The sequence below is a fragment of the Streptomyces sp. YPW6 genome (assembly GCF_018866325.1).
Classification (GTDB): Bacteria; Actinomycetota; Actinomycetes; order Streptomycetales; family Streptomycetaceae; genus Streptomyces.
On the sequence record NZ_CP076457.1, the window covers coordinates 4,895,358 to 4,912,159 of the forward strand.

Genomic DNA, 16,802 nt, shown 5'->3' on the forward strand with positions numbered 1-16,802 from the left:
GGCGTTCGGGCGGGGTGGGACTGTGGCCCCCCTGCGGGCCGGGCGTGGCTGAGCTGAAAGATGTCCTCAATCGTCGGACGGGCTTGAAGGGGTGCCCGACCGGCTTGAGCGGAGCACCCTCAGGAACTCCCTCATCCAGGACGCGTGGTCCGGCCAGGCCCTCGATGAGACCAGCGGGCCGTCCACCACGGCCTCCGTGTCCTGGAACGTCGCGCCCGCGCTCTGCATGTCCGGCTCCAGCGCCGGGTACGCCGTGACGGTGCGGCCGCTCAGGTTGCCGGTGGCCGCGGTGATCAGGGGGCCGTGGCAGATCTGGGCCACCGGGCGGTCCGCGGAGAAGAAGGCGCCGACGATCTTCCGCAGCTCGGCGTTGTTGCGGAGGTACTCGGGGGCCCGGCCGCCGGGGATCACCAGCGCGACGTAGGCCCCGGGGTCGACCTCGGAGAAGGACAGGTCGGCGGGCCAGGTGTAGCCGGGCTTCTCCGTGTACGTGTCGAAGCCGGGTTCGAAGTCGTGGATCACGAAGCGCAGCGTCTTGCGTTCGGGAGCCGCGATGTCGACCTCGTACCCCTCCTCCAGCAGCCGCTGGTACGGGTAGAGGACTTCGAGCGACTCGGCGGCGTCGCCGGTGACGATGAGGATCTTCTGCGGCATGGCGGACTCCTCGGGGGCGATCGGCCCCGGCGGGTCGGCGCGCGGTCTGCCGGTGGCCTGGTTCGGGCGTTGTCCACAGATTGCCCCGGTTCCGGAAGTTCGCCAAGGCGGCGCGGCGCACTGTCCAGAGTGTCAAAGTTCGGGGGGTTCTTTTGTACACAAGCAGCTCATGACGCGGTGGGGTGCAGGAGAGATAGCCTGGTGCCGTGATCAGCGCGATATGCCTCGGGGGCAGCGAAGCCCCCGGCCGCCGCCCGGAGTGCCACAGCACCCGGGCGATCCGCGATCTTCCGACCCCGGACCGGCCGTCAAGAATGGCCCATGTGGTCCCGGGGAACTCTCGAAGCGGCATAGCGTCGACCCAGACCGGAAACCCCGCGTCGTGGCGGTACGTCGCTTTTCTCACCTACGTCACGCAACGGCGCGCGACAGGAGCCAGAGGACATGCAGACCAAGCTGGACGAAGCCAAGGCCGAGCTGCTCGCAGGGGCCGCCAAGGTAGCTGACAACGGTCCGGGCGGTGGTGTCGGTGGCCCGGGAGGCGCCCCCCGGGCGCGGGTCTCCGCCGCCGGGGCCGACGCGGGCGCCTCCACCGGTCAGGACACGGTGCTCGCCTACCTCCAGCGCTACTACCTGCACACGGCTCAGGAAGACCTCAGCGGCCGTGACCCCGTCGACGTCTTCGGTGCGGCTGCCTCGCACTACCGGCTGGCCGAGAACCGCCCCCAGGGCACGGCGAACGTCCGGGTGCACACCCCGACCGTCGAGGAGAACGGCTGGGCCTGCAGCCACTCCGTCGTCGAGGTCGTCACCGACGACATGCCCTTCCTCGTGGACTCCGTCACCAACGAGCTGTCCCGGCAGGACCGCGGCATCCACCTCGTGATCCACCCGCAGGTCATCGTCCGCCGCGATGTCACCGGCAAGCTCATCGAGGTCCTCTCCGGCGGTCCCGGCACCCCGAAGACCTCCCAGGCCCGCAAGAAGTCCCAGGACGACAAGGCCGGGCTGCCGCACGACGCGCTCGTCGAGTCCTGGATCCACGTCGAGATCGACCGCGAGACCGACCGCGCCGACCTCCAGCAGATCACCGCCGACCTGCTGCGCGTCCTGTCCGACGTACGGGAGACCGTCGAGGACTGGGGCAAGATGCGCGACGCCGCCCTCCGGATCGCCGACGATCTGCCGGGCGAGCCGCTGGACGACCTCGCCGACGAGGAGGTCGAGGAGGCCCGCGAGCTGCTGCGCTGGCTGGCCGCCGACCACTTCACCTTCCTCGGCTACCGCGAGTACGAGCTGAAGGACAGCGACGCGCTGGCCGCCGTACCGGGCACCGGGCTCGGCATCCTGCGCTCCGACCCGCAGCACAGCGAGGACGAGGCGCACCCGGTCAGCCCGTCCTTCGACCGGCTGCCCGCCGACGTCCGCGCCAAGGCCCGCGAGCACAAGCTCCTCGTCCTGACGAAGGCCAACAGCCGCGCCACCGTGCACCGCCCCAGCTACCTCGACTACGTCGGCGTGAAGAAGTTCGACGCCAAGGGCAACGTCGTCGGCGAGCGGCGCTTCCTCGGCCTCTTCTCCTCCGCCGCCTACACCGAGTCCGTGCGCCGGGTGCCCGTCATCCGCCGCAAGGTCGCCGAGGTCGTCGAGGGCGCCGGATTCTCGTACAACAGCCACGACGGGCGCGACCTGCTCCAGATCCTGGAGACCTACCCGCGCGACGAGCTGTTCCAGACGCCCGTCGACCAGCTCCGCTCCATCGTGACCTCCGTCCTCTACCTCCAGGAGCGCCGCCGGCTGCGGCTCTACCTGCGCCAGGACGAGTACGGGCGCTACTACTCCGCGATCGTCTACCTCCCGCGCGACCGGTACACCACCGCCGTACGCCTGCGGCTGATCGACATCCTCAAGGAGGAGCTCGGCGGCACCAGCGTCGACTTCACCGCCTGGAACACCGAGTCGATCCTCTCCCGGCTGCACTTCGTCATCCGGGTCCCCCCGGGCACCGAACTGCCGCACCTCACGGACGCCGACGCCGACCGTATCGAGGCGCGTCTCGTCGAGGCCGCCCGTTCCTGGGCCGACGGCTTCGGAGAGGCCCTCACCGCCGAACTGGGCGAGGAGCGCGCCGCCGAACTCCAGCGCCAGTACGGCCACTCGTTCCCCGAGGGCTACAAGGCCGACCATTCGCCGCGCGCCGCCGTCTCCGACCTGGTCCACCTCGAAACCCTCCGCGAGGGGGAGAAGGACTTCGCCCTCAGCCTGTACGAGCCCGTCGGCGCGGGCCCCGGCGAGCGCCGCTTCAAGATCTACCGGACCGGCGAGCAGGTCTCCCTCTCCGCCGTCCTCCCGGCCCTCCAGCAGCTCGGTGTCGAGGTCGTCGACGAGCGGCCGTACGAGCTGCGCTGCGCGGACCGCACGCACGCCTGGATCTACGACTTCGGGCTGCGGATGCCGCAGACCGGCGGCACCGGCGGCTACCTCGCCGACGACGCCCGCACCCGCTTCCAGGAGGCCTTCGCCGCCGTCTGGAAGGGCGCGGCGGAGAACGACGGCTTCAACGCGCTGGTCCTCGGCGCCGGGCTGAACTGGCGCCAGGCCATGGTGCTGCGCGCCTACGCGAAGTACCTGCGCCAGGCCGGTTCGACCTTCAGCCAGGACTACATGGAGTCCACGCTCCGCAACAACGTCCACACCACCCGGCTGCTCGTCTCGCTCTTCGAGGCCCGCATGTCGCCCGGCAGGCAGAGCGCCGGCACCGAGCTGACCGACGGGCTCCTGGAGGAACTGGACGGGGCCCTGGACCAGGTCGCCTCGCTGGATGAGGACCGGATCCTGCGGTCCTTCCTCACCGTCATCAAGGCGACCCTGCGCACCAACTTCTTCCAGCAGGCGGAGGACGGCACGCCGCACTCCTACGTCTCGATGAAGTTCGACCCGCAGGCCATCCCGGATCTGCCCGCGCCCCGGCCGGCGTACGAGATCTGGGTGTACTCGCCGCGCGTGGAGGGCGTCCACCTGCGCTTCGGCAAGGTCGCCCGCGGCGGGCTGCGCTGGTCGGACCGGCGGGAGGACTTCCGTACGGAGATCCTCGGCCTGGTCAAGGCGCAGATGGTGAAGAACACCGTCATCGTGCCCGTCGGCGCCAAGGGCGGCTTCGTCGCCAAGCAGCTCCCGGACCCGGCGGCGGACCGCGACGCCTGGTTCGCCGAGGGCATCGCCGCCTACCGCACGTTCATCTCCGCCCTGCTCGACATCACCGACAACATGGTGGCCGGCCAGGTCGTGCCGCCCACCGACGTCGTCCGCCACGACGAGGACGACACCTACCTCGTCGTCGCCGCCGACAAGGGCACCGCGAGCTTCTCCGACATCGCCAACGAGGTCGCCGTCGCCTACAACTTCTGGCTCGGTGACGCGTTCGCCTCCGGAGGGTCGGCCGGCTACGACCACAAGGGCATGGGCATCACGGCCCGGGGCGCCTGGGAGTCCGTCAAGCGGCACTTCCGGGAGCTGGGCCACGACACCCAGACCGAGGACTTCACCGTCGTCGGCGTCGGCGACATGTCCGGTGACGTCTTCGGCAACGGCATGCTGCTCTCCGAGCACATCCGCCTGGTCGCCGCCTTCGACCACCGGCACATCTTCATCGACCCGAACCCGGACGCCGCCACCTCGTACGCCGAGCGGCGCCGCCTGTTCGACCTGCCGCGCAGCTCCTGGGCCGACTACGACACCGGCCTCCTCTCGGCGGGCGGCGGCATCCACCCGCGCAGCGCCAAGTCGATCCCGCTCAACGCGCACCTCCGCGAGGCGCTCGGCATCGACGCGTCGGTCAGCAAGATGACGCCCGCCGACCTGATGCAGGCCATCCTCAAGTCGCCCGTCGACCTGGTGTGGAACGGCGGCATCGGCACGTACATCAAGGCCGTCTCCGAGTCGAACGCCGACGTCGGCGACAAGGCCAACGACGCGATCCGCGTCAACGGCGAGGACCTGCGGGCCAAGGTCGTCGGCGAGGGCGGCAACCTCGGCGCCACCCAGCTCGGCCGGATCGAGTTCGCCCGCAACGGCGGCCGGATCAACACCGACGCGATCGACAACAGCGCCGGTGTGGACACCTCCGACCACGAGGTGAACATCAAGATCCTGCTCAACGGCCTGGTCCGGGACGGCGACATGACCGTCAAGCAGCGCAACAAGCTGCTCGCGGACATGACCGAAGAGGTCGGCGCGCTCGTCCTGCGCAACAACTACGCGCAGAACGTCGCCCTCTCCAACGCCTCCGCGCAGGCCCCCTCGCTGCTCCACGCCCAGCAGCGCTTCATGCGCCGGCTGGAGCGCGACGGCGCGCTGGACCGGGCGCTGGAGTTCCTGCCCGCCGACCGGCACATCCGGGAGCTGCTGAGCAACGAGAAGGGGCTCAGCCAGCCCGAGCTGGCCGTGCTGCTCGCCTACACCAAGATCACGACGGCGGACGAGCTGGTCTCGACCGTCCTGCCGGACGACCCGCATCTGCAGAAGCTGGTGCACGCCTACTTCCCGAGCGAGCTGCGCGAGCGGTTCCCCGAGGCGGTCGACGGGCACGCGCTGCGACGCGAGATCATCACGACGGTCCTGGTCAACGACACGGTGAACACCGCAGGTTCGACGTTCCTGCACCGGCTGCGGGAGGAGACCGGGGCGTCGATCGAGGAGATCGTCCGGGCCCAGTTCACCGCCCGGGAGATCTTCGGTCTGTCGCAGGTGTGGGACGCGGTCGAGGCGCTCGACAACAAGGTCGCCGCCGACGTCCAGACCCGGATCCGGCTGCACTCGCGGCGGCTGGTCGAGCGCGGTTCGCGCTGGCTGCTGGGCAACCGGCCGCAGCCCGTCGCCATCGCGGAGACCATCGACCTGTTCCGGGACGGCGTCGAGCAGGTCTGGAGCGAACTGCCCAAGCTGGTCCGGGGCGCCGACCTGGACTGGTACCACTCGATCCTGGACGAGCTGACGGCCGCGGGGGTGCCGGACGAACTGGCGGTCCGGGTGGCCGGCTTCTCCTCCGCCTTCCCGGCGCTGGACATCGTCGCCATCGCCGACCGTACGGGCAGGGAGCCGCTGGAGGTCGCCGAGGTCTACTACGACCTCGCGGACCGGCTGCGGATCACCCAGCTGATGGACCGGATCATCGAGCTGCCGCGGGCCGACCGCTGGCAGTCCATGGCCCGCGCCTCCATCCGCGAGGACCTGTACGCGGCGCACGCGGCGCTCACGTCGGACGTGCTGAGCGTGGGCGACGGGTCCGCCACGCCGGAGGAACGGTTCCGTGCGTGGGAGGAGAAGAACGCGGCGATCCTGGCCCGGTCGCGCTCGACGCTGGAGGAGATCCAGGGGTCGGACGCGTTCGATCTGGCGAACCTGTCGGTGGCCATGCGGACGATGCGGACGCTGTTGCGCACGCACGCGTAGCAGACCCGCTGTACGTCCGAGGGGCCGGCACCCGGTGGGTGCCGGCCCCTCGGCGTGGGGGTGTGTCCTCAAGCGCCGGACGGCCGGACGCGGCCGGGCGGGTTCGGCTACGTGCGGCGGGTGAAGGCCTCGTAGGCCTTCACCACCTCCTCGGCCGGGCCGTCCATCCTCAGCGTGCCCGCCTCCAGCCACAGCGCCCGGTCGCAGGTCTGGGTGATCGACTTGTTGCTGTGGCTGACCAGGAAGACCGTGCCCGCCTCCGCGCGCAGTTCCTTGATGCGGTCCTTGCTACGGCGCTGGAACTTCGCGTCGCCCGTGGACAGGGCCTCGTCGATCAGGAGGACGTCGTGGCTCTTGGCGGCCGCGATGGAGAAGCGCAGCCGCGCGCCCATGCCCGAGGAGTACGTGCGCATCGGCAGCGTGACGAAGTCGCCCTTCTCGTTGATGCCGGAGAAGTCGACGATCTCGTCGTAGCGTGCGCGGATCTGCTCGCGCGTCATGCCCATCGCCAGCCCGCCCAGGATCACGTTCCGTTCGCCGGTCAGGTCGCCCATCAGCGCCGCGTTCACGCCGAGCAGCGACGGCTGGCCCCGGGTGTGGACCTTGCCCCGGGTCGGCGGGAGGAGGCCGGCGACCGCCTTGAGCAGCGTCGACTTGCCCGATCCGTTGGAGCCGATCAGGCCGATCGCCTCGCCCTTGTACGCGGCGAAGCTGACCCCCTTCACGGCGTGCACCTGGCGTGCGCCGGGGGCGCGGCGGCGCGAGGTGAGCCGGCTGAGCGCCGAGGTCGCGCTGCCCCGGCCCGTACGCGCGCCGTTGACCGTGTACGTGATGTGCACGTCGTCGACGACGACCGTCGGGACGCGCTGGTCCCCGGGGGTGTTCCTGTCGTCAGCCACGTCCGTACGTCTCCTCGGCCTTCCAGAAGTACACGAATCCCGCCACGCCGCACAGCAGCGCCCAGCCCGCGGCTGCCGCCCAGGCCAGGTGCGGCAGCTGCGCCCCGGTGTAGCTGTCGATGAGCGCGTACCGCATGAGGTTGATGAAGAGCGCCGCCGGGTTGTACTCCAGCACCAGCAGCACCGCCCGCGGCACCCGGTCGCCGGCCAGCAGGTGGTCCAGACTCCACATGACGCCGGACGAGTACATCCAGGTCCGCAGCACGAACGGGGTCAGCTGGGCGATGTCCGGGGTCTTGGCCGTCAGGCGGGCCACGGCCATCGACAGGCCGGTGTTGAACAGCGCCTGGAGCGCCAGAGCCGGGACGGCCAGCAGCCAGGCGGGGCGCGGGTACTGGCCGAACGCCAGCAGGATCAGGGCCAGCGCGCCGAGCGAGAACAGCAGCTGCTGGAGCTGCTGGAGGGCCAGCGCCACCGGCAGCGAGGCGCGCGGGAAGTGCAGGGCTCGCACCAGGCCGATGTTGCCGCTGATCGCCCGGGTGCCCGCGGTGATCGAACTGCTGGTGAACGTCCAGATGAAGACCCCGGTGACCAGGAACGGGACGAAGTCCTCCACCCCGCGCTTGGTGTCCATCAGGACGCCGAAGATGAAGTAGTAGACCGTCGCGTTCAGCAGCGGCGTCATGATCTGCCAGATCTGGCCGAGCTTCGCCCGGCTGTACTGGGCCGTCAGCTTGGCCGTCGCGAACGCCGTGATGAAGTGCCGGCGCCCCCAGAGCTGCCGGACGTAGGCGGGCAGCGACGGCCGGGCGCCGCTGACCTGCAGGCCGTGCCGGGCCGCGAGGGCCGCCAGCTCACCGGGGGCGTAGACGGGGACGGCGGTGGGCGGGGCGCCCTCGGAGGGGGTGGTCACCGGGGGCGGGGCTGCTGTCTGGCTCAACGATCGACCGCTTTCGACACCGATGGAGCGACGGGGGAGGGAGGGCGGGACGGCACGGTCCCGTAGGGACGCCCTCGTTGGGACGGGACCGTATCGTCGTAACGCCGAGAGTAGGACGCTTCTACGCCGCAACGCAACCGTTTCGTCGTGGCCGACTATGCTGCGGGCCATGACCACCGAACGGGGAACCCGCCGCCGCGCCCCCGCAGGCGCCGCCGTCCTGCGGGAGGACGTGACCGACGCCATCCGCGCGGCGGTCTTCGAGGAACTCGCCGCGGTGGGGTTCGCCCGGATGTCCATCGAGGGCATCGCCCGGCGCGCGGGGGTCGGCAAGACCGCCGTCTACCGCCGCTGGAAGTCCAAGCTGGCGCTCGTCCTCGACCTGGTCGCGGCCGTCGCCGCCCAGGGGATGCCCGCCCCGGCCACCGGCTCGCTGCACGGGGACGTGCGCGCCGTCCTGGAGCTGGCCGCGTACGCCCTGCGCCACCCGGTCGCCTCGCAGGTCATCCCGGACCTGCTGGTCGAGGCGGCCCGCAATCCGGAGATCTCCGAGGCGATCAAGGCCGCCCTCCTCGACCAGCAGCAGGGTGTCGCCGCCGTGGTGGTGCGGGAGGCGGTGGCCCGCGGGGAACTGCCGGAGGGAAGCGATCCGGACCGGGCGCTCGACCTCATCGTCGGCCCGCTGTACTGGCGGCTCGTCGTCGTCCGCGGCGAGCTTCCCCAGGGCTACCTGGACGACCTGGCCGCCTCGGCGGTGGCCGCACTCCGGCATTCCGGCTGAGAGCGGTGCGGTGGGTGAGTGCCGTGTTCCAGGGCCTCGGCTCGGGTGGGCCGGGCGGTGAGTTCCGTGCCCGGGGTGCCGTGATCCAGGGCCTCGGCCCGGGTGGGCCGGACGAAGAGTGCCGTGCCCAGGGTGCCGTGCTCCTGGGCCTCGGCTCGTCCGGCCCGGACGGTGAGCGCCGCGCCGGGAGCCGTACTCCCGCACCACCCCCACCCCGCCAAGGAGCAGGCGGGGGAGTGGTTCAGCCCGTCGTCACCCGCGCCAGCACCTCTCCCGTGCGCGGGCTGAACGCCAGCACCGTCGCGTTCTCCGGCAGCCGCTGGTGGCGGGTCAGCAGCAGCCATCGCACCCCGTACCGGGCGGTGATCCCGTCCCGGCCGGCCTGCGGGGTCGACGCGTCGAGGTAGGCGGCCACCGCCCGGCTCCGCTCCCGTCGTTCCGTGGTCGCGAGCCCCGCGTCCGGCAGCGCGTCGGCCAGGACGTACGCGCCGTGTCCGGCCAGCGCGTACATCGCCGGGCGGCTGTCCGTCAGGACCACCTCGCCCCGGGGCACGTACGCGGTCGCCCAGGCGTACGGCTCCCCGGCCGCCTCGACGCCCTCCGCCGCCGAAGGCGCCGCCGTCAGGCTGTCGGAGGGGGCGCGCGGTGCGGTGAGCCCGTTGTAGTACGGCCACAGTGCCGCCACGGCCACCGCGCACACCGCGGCGAACGCCCACCGCCACACGGTCGGCCGGATCCGGATCCGCGTCCGGAAGACGATCAGGGTCAGGCACCCGATCGCCGCGCCGACCGCCGTCTGCGGGTGGACCAGCAGGACGACCCCGAGCAGCCCCCCGATTCCGGCCGCCTCGCGCCACCGGGGCGTCCGGCCGGGTGCCGGATCGCCCGGCTCGGCGACCCGGGCGGCGATACGACCGGTCCACGCCCACACGTGCAGGGTGACGGCGACCGCGAACGTGGTCGGCGCGCTCCAGCGGGCCGGGTCCGCCCAGTGGATCAGGCCCAGCGGAACGAGGAGGAGCACCGGAACCCAGCGGTTCGGGGTCAGCAGCCGGGTCAGCCGGCCGATCCCGGTGAGCAGGAGCAGCAGGTTCACCGACGCGGCCAGAGCCACGACGGACGGGCCGGAGAGCTCGGTGGCGCGGGCGGCGAGCCCCTGGAGCAGCGCGTACGGGGAGTAGTGCGCGCTCGCCACGGCGGGGAGGTCGGTCATCGGGAACGCCGGGTGCAGCAGGTTCACCCGCAGCCGTTCGACGACCGCCGCCTGGAGCCCGGCCTCGCAGCACAGCGGCGCCCGCCAGGCCGCCGCCGACAGCACCGCCCACAGCAGGCCGCCCAGCACGAGGTACGGGGACGGCAGCCACAGGGACGGCCGGGCGGCCTCGTCGGTCCCGTCGCCCGCGGTCGCGGCGGGCGGGAGGTCGGCGGCGGAGGACGCGGCGGAGGCGGCGGAGAAGAGAGGCACACCTCATGAGTTCCGTGCGGTGGCCCCGTTCTCCCCGCCGCCACCCGTCCGAGGGAATCCGGGGGAGGGATTCCCAGGGACCACGCGGACGGCGAGGGGCGCGCGGGACGGTGGGGGCCGTCTGCATCCAGGTAGATCGCCGGGATACCGGGCGACGCGACCCGGCATCCGCCACGCGGCTACTCCGCGTCGGAGAGCAGCCGGTCCGCGACCCGGGCCGCCGCGCCCCCGTCGTCCAGATCGCAGTAGTCGCGGCGGAAGCTCTCGTACGCGTCCGCGTGGCGGGCCGCCGACGTGTCGGTGTCGCGCAGCGCCTGGGCGACCTCCTCCGTCGTGACCAGCAGCGGTCCCGGCGCCCGGGTCTCGAAGTCCAGGCAGAAGCCGCGCACGGTGTCGCGGTAGTGCTCCAGGTCGTACGTGTGGAAGAGCATCGGCCGGCCCGTCAGCGCGAAGTCGAACATCAGCCCCGCGTAGTCCGTCACCAGGACGTCGGCGATCAGGAGCAGCCCCGCCGCCCCCGGGTGGTGCGACACGTCGAGCACGCCGGGCCCGGCCGGGACGCTGCCGGTGACCCGGGGGTGGCGGCGCACCAGCAGGGTGTGCCCGGGGCCGAGCGCCCGGACCAGGGCGTGCGGGTCGAGGGCCGGGTCCCAGCGGTACGGGCCGGGGGCCGTACGGTCGGCGGACGCGGCGGCCGGGGGATGGGCCAGGTGGTCGCGGTAGGTCGGGGCGTACAGCACGACGCGGTGCTCCGCCGGGATCCCGAGCCCGCGCCGGACCTCCTCGGCGGCCTTGTCCCGTTCCGGCGGGAACAGCAGGTCGTTGGCGGGCGACCCGGCCTCCAGCACCTCACCCCCGTACGAGAGCGACCGGCGCAGCACGGGGGTGGCGAACCTGCTCGGGGAGATCAGTACCGACCACTGGGCCGACCGCTGCGGCAGGGTGGCGAGATGCTGGTGGTCGGCGTAGAGGGAGTCCGCCAGACCGGAGCCGAACCGGCCGAGCGGGGTGCCGTGCCAGGTCTGGACGACCGTCTGCCCGGCCCGCCGCTCGAACCAGGCGGGCAGGTGGTCGTCCGTGACGATGCGGCGCGAACGGGCCAGCGCCTCGTACCAGGCGGCGCTGTGCACGGGGACGGCCCGCGCGCCGGGCGGGACGTGGGTCGTGCGGCCGGGGGTGGTACCGGTGACCCACAGGTGCTCGGCGTCCGTGCCCCGGCGCATGAGCTCGGCGTGGACGGCGCGCGGGGAGTCGCCGCCCGTGTACAGGACGGTGTCGCGGAGCGGGAGCGCGCGGGGCGTGCGCGGTGCGGAGGGGAGCGGGAGCGCTCGGGGTGTGCCGGGCGTGCGCCGGCCGGGGTGGTGCGCGGCGCGCAGGAGCCGCCTGCCGTACGCACTCCGCCCGGCGGCCGGGAGATCGGGCGGCGCGACGACGGACAGCCGGTCGCCGTGCCGCCGCTCCAGGCGCAGCGCGCCCCCGTCCTCGCCCCCGCACGGCAGCATCGCGGCGGCCGAGCCGAGGACGCGGACCGGGCGGCCGTCCAGGCGGACCTCCCAGCGGCCCTCCGGGAGCGGCGGGGCGATCAGCGCGGAGAAGCGGAGGGTGGGGCCGGTACCCGGAGTTGCCGACTGGTCCGCAGCGCCGGGATCGCCGGAAGCTCCGGGAGCCGCGGGACTGCCCTGGCCGCAGGAAGTGCCCGCAGCCTCGGGGGCGTTCGGAGCCCCATGAGCCCCGGGGCCGCCCGGACCCCCGGGACTGCCCGCAGCCTCGGGGCCGCCCGGAGCCCCGTGAGTCCCGGAGCCGCCCGGAGCCCGGTGAGCCCCGTGATCGCTCACGGCCCCGGGGCCGCCCTGAGCCCGGGGAGAGCCCAGGATCCCGGGGCCGCCCTGGTCGCCGGAGGCGCCCGCAGTCTCGGGGGCGCCGGGAGCGCTGTGAGCTTCGGGACCTTCCGGAGTCCTGGAAGCCTCGGAACTGCCCTGGCCGCAGGAAGTGCCCGCAGCCCCGGGGCCGCCCGGAGCCCCATGAGCCCCGGAGCCGCCCGGTCCCCCATGAGCCCCGGAACCGCCCGGCGAGCCCTCGTCCCGCGCCGCGTCGGCCACCTGCACCTCCGCGACCGGGATCACCTCGTGCAGCGTCTCGTGGCGCAGGACGAGACGCCCGGTGGGCGCGTCCGCCGCCGCTCCCCCCGCCCTCGTCCCCGGAGCCGGCGGGGCGTACGTACCCGAGATCCGCAGGCCACCCTCCGCCGTGGGTTCCACCCGGTTCGCGCACGGCGGCCCCGCCAGGTCCAGCACCAGGTGGCCGGCGGGGTCCGCGTACGCGGGCGGCGGCAGGTGCGGGGCGGCGGGCAGCGGGATCCGGGTGCCGTCGTCGAGCAGCAGCCTGACCTGCCAGCGCGTCCCGTCCGCCGTCTCGACCTCGCGGGGGGCCCGCTGCACGGCGGGCGGTACATCCGCGAGCTCGGCGAGGGGCACGCGCGCGGTGAACGCGATCCCGCCCGGTCCGGACGCGTCCCCCTCCGGACCGGGACCCCCCTCCCCGTACGCCACCGTGCAGGAGCGCTCCCCGCCGTCCTCGCGGGTCAGCACCAGCGCCGTGGGCCTCGTCGTCCCGTCGAGGAGCCGGCCCGCGATGTCCAGCGCGGTCCCCGCCGTCCCGACGGCGACCGTCCGGTGCCCCTCGGCCCGCGCCCGCAGCCGCGAGACCGTCAGCCGGAGCCGGCCGCCGAGGAAGTCCAGCACCGCCCGCCGCCCGTCGCCCAGGTCGTGCACCAGCGGCTGGTCCGCCCCCGCGTCCTGCGCACGCACCGCGACCCGGCGCACCGTTCCGGGCGCGGCCAGGACCAGGCCCACCAGCCCGCCGCCGCCCTCGGCCGTCGCGGGCAGCCGGTCCGGGTCGAGGACCATCTCGAAGCCCGCGTGGTCGTAGCCGTGCAGTTCCTGAGCGGAGTTCACCGTCGCCTCGGGGGCGGGGACGGACCGCACCGGGACCGGCCGCACCCGGCGGCCCCGCTCCGCCCGGACCATCCCCACCGTCATCCGCCCGCGCGCCGACCCCGCGGGGAGGTTGCGCAGATACGCGTACCCACGCAGCCGCAGCTTCCCGTCCGCGCCCCACCGCGCCTCCAGGAGCCGTGCGACCGCCGGGATGTCCGGGCGCGCGAGCCGCGCGTCCGCGCCGCGCACGCCGGGGTACACCGCCCGCCGTCGCCCCGGCGGCCCCACGACGGCGAACGTGCCCGCCCCGTTGGCCCGTTCGCAGGCGAGGACCTCCAGCAGGTCCGCCAGGCGCCGCTCCCGCACCAGCCGCCACTTGATGCGCAGCTCCACCGGCAGGCCCTTCAGCACCTCGGGACCCGCGCGGTCGACGAAGGCCCCCGCGCCCTCCAGGAACGCCCCCCGGTACGCCTCGCCGCCCATCGGCAGGCCGTCCAGGAAGTACCCGAAGTCGTCGCGGAGGCAGGACACGTCGTACGCCCGCCGCTGGGCCGCGTCCCGCTCGCCCAGGAACGCGCTGACCTGCTCGCACGCGGCGATCCGGTCCCGTACGCCCTGGACGTCCGTACGCCGCCGGGTGATCGAGCCCTCCCGCACCCGCCAGTAGTAGACGTGCTCGGCCAGGACGTCGACCGACTCGGCGAGATAGTGCGCGGGGATCATCACCGGGGTGTCCTCGTACAGCCTGCCCTCGGGGAAGGCGAAGGCGTGCGCGTCCCAGAAGGAGCGCCGGAACACCTTGTTCCACGCCACCCGGTCGGCCAGCAGCCGCGGATCCCGGGTGATGTGCGTCCGCGGCCGGGGCCCCGTCAGCCAGCGGTACTGCCAGGCCTGCTGCCGCCCCTGGCCGGTCAGCCGCCACACGTTGCCGGTCACCAGATCGGAACCGGTCGCCTCCAACGAGGCCGTCATCCGCTCGTACGCGTCGTGCACGACGACGTCGTCGCTGTCCGCGAACGCCAGGTAGGGGACGGTGGGCGTGGTGTGCCGGACGCCGGTGTTGCGGGCGGCGCTCAGCCCGGCGTTCTCCTGCCGCACCAGCCGGAAGCGCTCGTCCCGGGCGGCGAACTCCGCCGCGATCCGGCCGCTCGCGTCCGTCGAACCGTCGTCGACCACCACCACCTCGATCGTGTCGAGGGTCTGCTCCGCAACCGACCGCAGGCAGTCCTCCAGCCAGGCCTCGACGTTGTGGACGGGGACGACGACGCTGAGGAGCGGTGGCTTCATGTCCTGGTCAACAGAGGGCGGCCCCCCGGGTCACCGGCGCTGCCCCGAACGGGTGAACGCGGGCCGTCCGGTTCCCGGCCCCGCGGCTACGCTCAACGGCCATGCCGACCCGAGGATCCGCAGGTTTCGCAGCGTCAGTGAAGAGGGCCGTCCGCCGCCAGGCCCTGCGGGCCGTCTACCGCACCGACCTGCGCCGCCCGCTCGACCCCCACCTCGCGGTCTACGGGGCGTACTGGAACCGGGGCGTCGCCTGCAACCCGGCCGCGATCCACGCCAAGGCCCGCGAACTGGTCCCGCACATCCGGGGCGTGTGGGTCGTCTCGTCCCGCCACCGTGACCGGATGCCGGACGGTGTGCCGTACGTCATCGAGGGCTCGCGCCCCTACTGGCGGGCCATGGCCACGGCGACCTACCTGGTCAACAACTCCAGTTTCCCCGGGGGGTTCACCAAACGCCCCGGCCAGCGCTACCTCCAGACCCACCACGGGACCCCGCTCAAGACCATGGGGCTCGACCAGCGTGCCTATCCCGTCCTCGCCCGCAAGACCGACTTCGGCAAGATCCTCGCCCATGTCGGCCAGTGGGACTTCAGCCTCTCCGCCAACCCGCACACCACCGAGATCTGGGACCGCGTCTACCCGGCCCCGCGCGGCGCCTCCTACGAGCGGCTCGACCTCGGATACCCCCGCAACGACGTCTACTTCACCGCCACCGCGGACGACATCGCGAAGATCCGCGCCGGACTGGGCATCCCCGAAGGGCGGACCGTCCTGCTCCACGCCCCGACCCACCGCGACTACCGCGACGGCTTCGCCCCCGACCTCGACCCGGACCGGCTGGCGCGCCGGCTGGGCCCCGACTACGTCGTACTGGTGCGTGCCCACTACTTCTACGGGCGGTCCGCCGGGGTCGGCGACGCGGCGCGCGGCGGGCAGGTCATCGACGTCACCGGGCACCCCCGGGTCGAGGAACTGTGCCTGGCCGCCGACGCGTTGATCGCCGACTACTCCTCCCTGATCTTCGACTACGCCTGCCTGGACCGCCCGATCGTCGTCCACGCTCCCGACTGGGCCGCCTACCGGGCCGCGCGCGGAACCTACTTCGACCTGCTCTCCGGGCGGCCCGGCGACACCCCGGGCCCCGTCACCACCACCCCGGACGAACTGGCCGACGTGTTCCGGACGGGACGGTGGCGCTCCCCGGAATCGGCCGCGCTGCGCGCCGCGTTCCGGGAGCGGTTCTGCCCGTACGACGACGGGCACGCCGCGGAACGTGTCGTGCGGCGGTTCTTCGCCCCGGCCGGGCGGGACGAGGCCGGCCCCGGTCCGCGACCGGCCTGGGCACTCCGGCCCCACGTCCGCGTCCGCCCCGGCATTCCCCGCGAACCGTAATCAATGACAGGTTGACGAAAGGTGACATGAGCCGTAAACCGCGCGTACTGTCCCGGGGCATGGCTTGGCGCAACGCCGTCAACGGCGTCCTTCAGCAGCTCACCGGATACCAGCTCAGGCGTGTCACGGTGCCCGCCGCCCGCACCGCCCCCGCCCCGGCACCGGACGCCCCGGCGGTGCCCGCGCCCGCTCCGAAGCCCCCGGCGAGGAAGTCCGCCCCCGCGTTCCCGGAGGACTACGACGACGAGGCGAAGGAGATCATCCGCGCGGTCAAGCCGTACTCGATGACCTCGCCGGAGCGGTTGAACGCCTTCATCCTCGCCACCCGGTACATCGCCCGGCACGCCATCCCCGGCGACATCGTCGAGTGCGGTGTCTGGCGCGGCGGTTCGATGCAGGCGTGCGCCCGGACCCTGCTGTCCGTCGGAGAGACCGAGCGCGACCTCTACCTCTTCGACACCTACGAGGGAATGACTCCGCCCACCGCCGAGGACCTGCGGCGCGACGGCCGGCCGGCCCAGGAACTGCTCGACGCCCAGGGCAAGGACCGGCCGATCTGGGCGGTCGCCTCCCTGGAGGACGTCAAGGCGGGCTTCGACACCGTCCCGTACCCGAAGGAGCGCGTGCACTACGTACGCGGCCGGGTCGAGGACACCGTCCCCGGACAGGCCCCGGACCAGATCTCGATCCTGCGCCTGGACACCGACTGGTACGCCTCCACGAAGCACGAACTGGACCACCTGTACGAGCGGTTGGTCCCGGGCGGGGTCCTCCTGATCGACGACTACGGCTACTGGCAGGGATCGCGGCAGGCGGTGGACGAGTTCCTGGAGAAGACCGGTGAGCGGCTCCTCCTGCTCCGCATGGACGAGGGCCGGATCGCCGTCAAGCCCTGACCCGCGCCCTGCGCCGCCGTGCCGAGCCCCGTGCCCTCCCCGGCCCGGGGCTCGAACGCGTCGGCGGCGCGCCCCCGGGGCGCCCGACTCCGCCCCTCCCGT

The 16,802-nt window shown here is 73.2% G+C and carries 9 protein-coding genes; 4 read left to right on the forward strand and 5 right to left on the reverse strand.

The genetic code is table 11. The features are described from left to right. Positions 1-66: 66 nt before the first annotated feature. The gene (locus KME66_RS21715) at positions 67-654 is read right to left on the reverse strand and encodes a DJ-1/PfpI family protein (RefSeq protein WP_073215719.1); all 588 of its coding nucleotides are present in this window, start codon (positions 652-654) and stop codon (positions 67-69) included. A gap of 444 nt (positions 655-1,098) precedes the next feature. On the opposite strand from KME66_RS21715, the gene KME66_RS21720 reads away from it, so the two are divergent. Continuing rightward, positions 1,099-6,105, forward strand: coding sequence for an NAD-glutamate dehydrogenase (locus KME66_RS21720; protein ID WP_216324995.1), 5,007 nt, complete (start codon positions 1,099-1,101; stop codon positions 6,103-6,105). Between the two features lie 107 nt (positions 6,106-6,212). On the opposite strand, the gene KME66_RS21725 is transcribed toward KME66_RS21720, so the two are convergent. Both KME66_RS21725 and KME66_RS21730 read right to left on the reverse strand, forming a co-directional pair. After that, entirely contained in the window at positions 6,213-7,004 is a 792-nt protein-coding gene (locus tag KME66_RS21725) for an ABC transporter ATP-binding protein (RefSeq protein ID WP_073215724.1), read from the reverse strand. Next, entirely contained in the window at positions 6,997-7,917 is a 921-nt protein-coding gene (locus KME66_RS21730) for an ABC transporter permease (RefSeq protein ID WP_216329535.1), read from the reverse strand. Before KME66_RS21730 ends, KME66_RS21725 begins: the two co-directional genes overlap by 8 nt. Before the next feature lie 184 nt (positions 7,918-8,101). Here KME66_RS21730 and KME66_RS21735 point away from each other — a divergent pair, with 184 nt between their 5' ends. Next, positions 8,102-8,725: a TetR/AcrR family transcriptional regulator gene (locus tag KME66_RS21735; protein WP_073215730.1), complete on the forward strand. Its 624-nt coding sequence runs from the start codon at positions 8,102-8,104 to the stop codon at positions 8,723-8,725. A 241-nt stretch (positions 8,726-8,966) separates the two neighbouring features. On the opposite strand, the gene KME66_RS21740 is transcribed toward KME66_RS21735, so the two are convergent. Together KME66_RS21740 and KME66_RS21745 are read right to left on the reverse strand one after the other, a co-directional pair. After that, positions 8,967-10,190 carry a hypothetical protein gene (locus KME66_RS21740; RefSeq protein ID WP_073215733.1) on the reverse strand — a complete coding sequence of 408 codons (1,224 nt, stop codon included), beginning with the start codon at positions 10,188-10,190 and terminating at the stop codon, positions 8,967-8,969. 179 nt (positions 10,191-10,369) lie between these two features. Further along, positions 10,370-14,413, reverse strand: a complete 4,044-nt coding sequence (locus KME66_RS21745) for a CDP-glycerol glycerophosphotransferase family protein (protein WP_216324997.1) — start codon at positions 14,411-14,413, stop codon at positions 10,370-10,372. Between the two features lie 101 nt (positions 14,414-14,514). Here KME66_RS21745 and KME66_RS21750 point away from each other — a divergent pair, with 101 nt between their 5' ends. Beyond that, on the forward strand, positions 14,515-15,804 hold the full coding sequence (locus KME66_RS21750) for a CDP-glycerol glycerophosphotransferase family protein (RefSeq protein WP_216325000.1): 1,290 nt from the start codon (positions 14,515-14,517) through the stop codon (positions 15,802-15,804). 26 nt (positions 15,805-15,830) lie between these two features. After that, on the forward strand, positions 15,831-16,700 hold the full coding sequence (locus tag KME66_RS21755; protein ID WP_216325003.1) for a TylF/MycF/NovP-related O-methyltransferase: 870 nt from the start codon (positions 15,831-15,833) through the stop codon (positions 16,698-16,700). Positions 16,701-16,802 lie beyond the last annotated feature (102 nt).

Excerpts from the sequence above, each read along its gene's own strand:
- KME66_RS21715 (WP_073215719.1), bottom strand. The coding sequence starts at position 654 with ATGCCGCAGAAGATCCTCATCGTCACCGGCGACGCCGCCGAGTCGCTC.
- KME66_RS21720 (WP_216324995.1), top strand. The coding sequence starts at position 1,099 with ATGCAGACCAAGCTGGACGAAGCCAAGGCCGAGCTGCTCGCAGGGGCC.
- KME66_RS21735 (WP_073215730.1), top strand. The coding sequence starts at position 8,102 with ATGCTGCGGGCCATGACCACCGAACGGGGAACCCGCCGCCGCGCCCCC.
- KME66_RS21745 (WP_216324997.1), bottom strand. The coding sequence starts at position 14,413 with ATGAAGCCACCGCTCCTCAGCGTCGTCGTCCCCGTCCACAACGTCGAG.
- KME66_RS21750 (WP_216325000.1), top strand. The coding sequence starts at position 14,515 with ATGCCGACCCGAGGATCCGCAGGTTTCGCAGCGTCAGTGAAGAGGGCC.
- KME66_RS21755 (WP_216325003.1), top strand. The coding sequence starts at position 15,831 with ATGAGCCGTAAACCGCGCGTACTGTCCCGGGGCATGGCTTGGCGCAAC.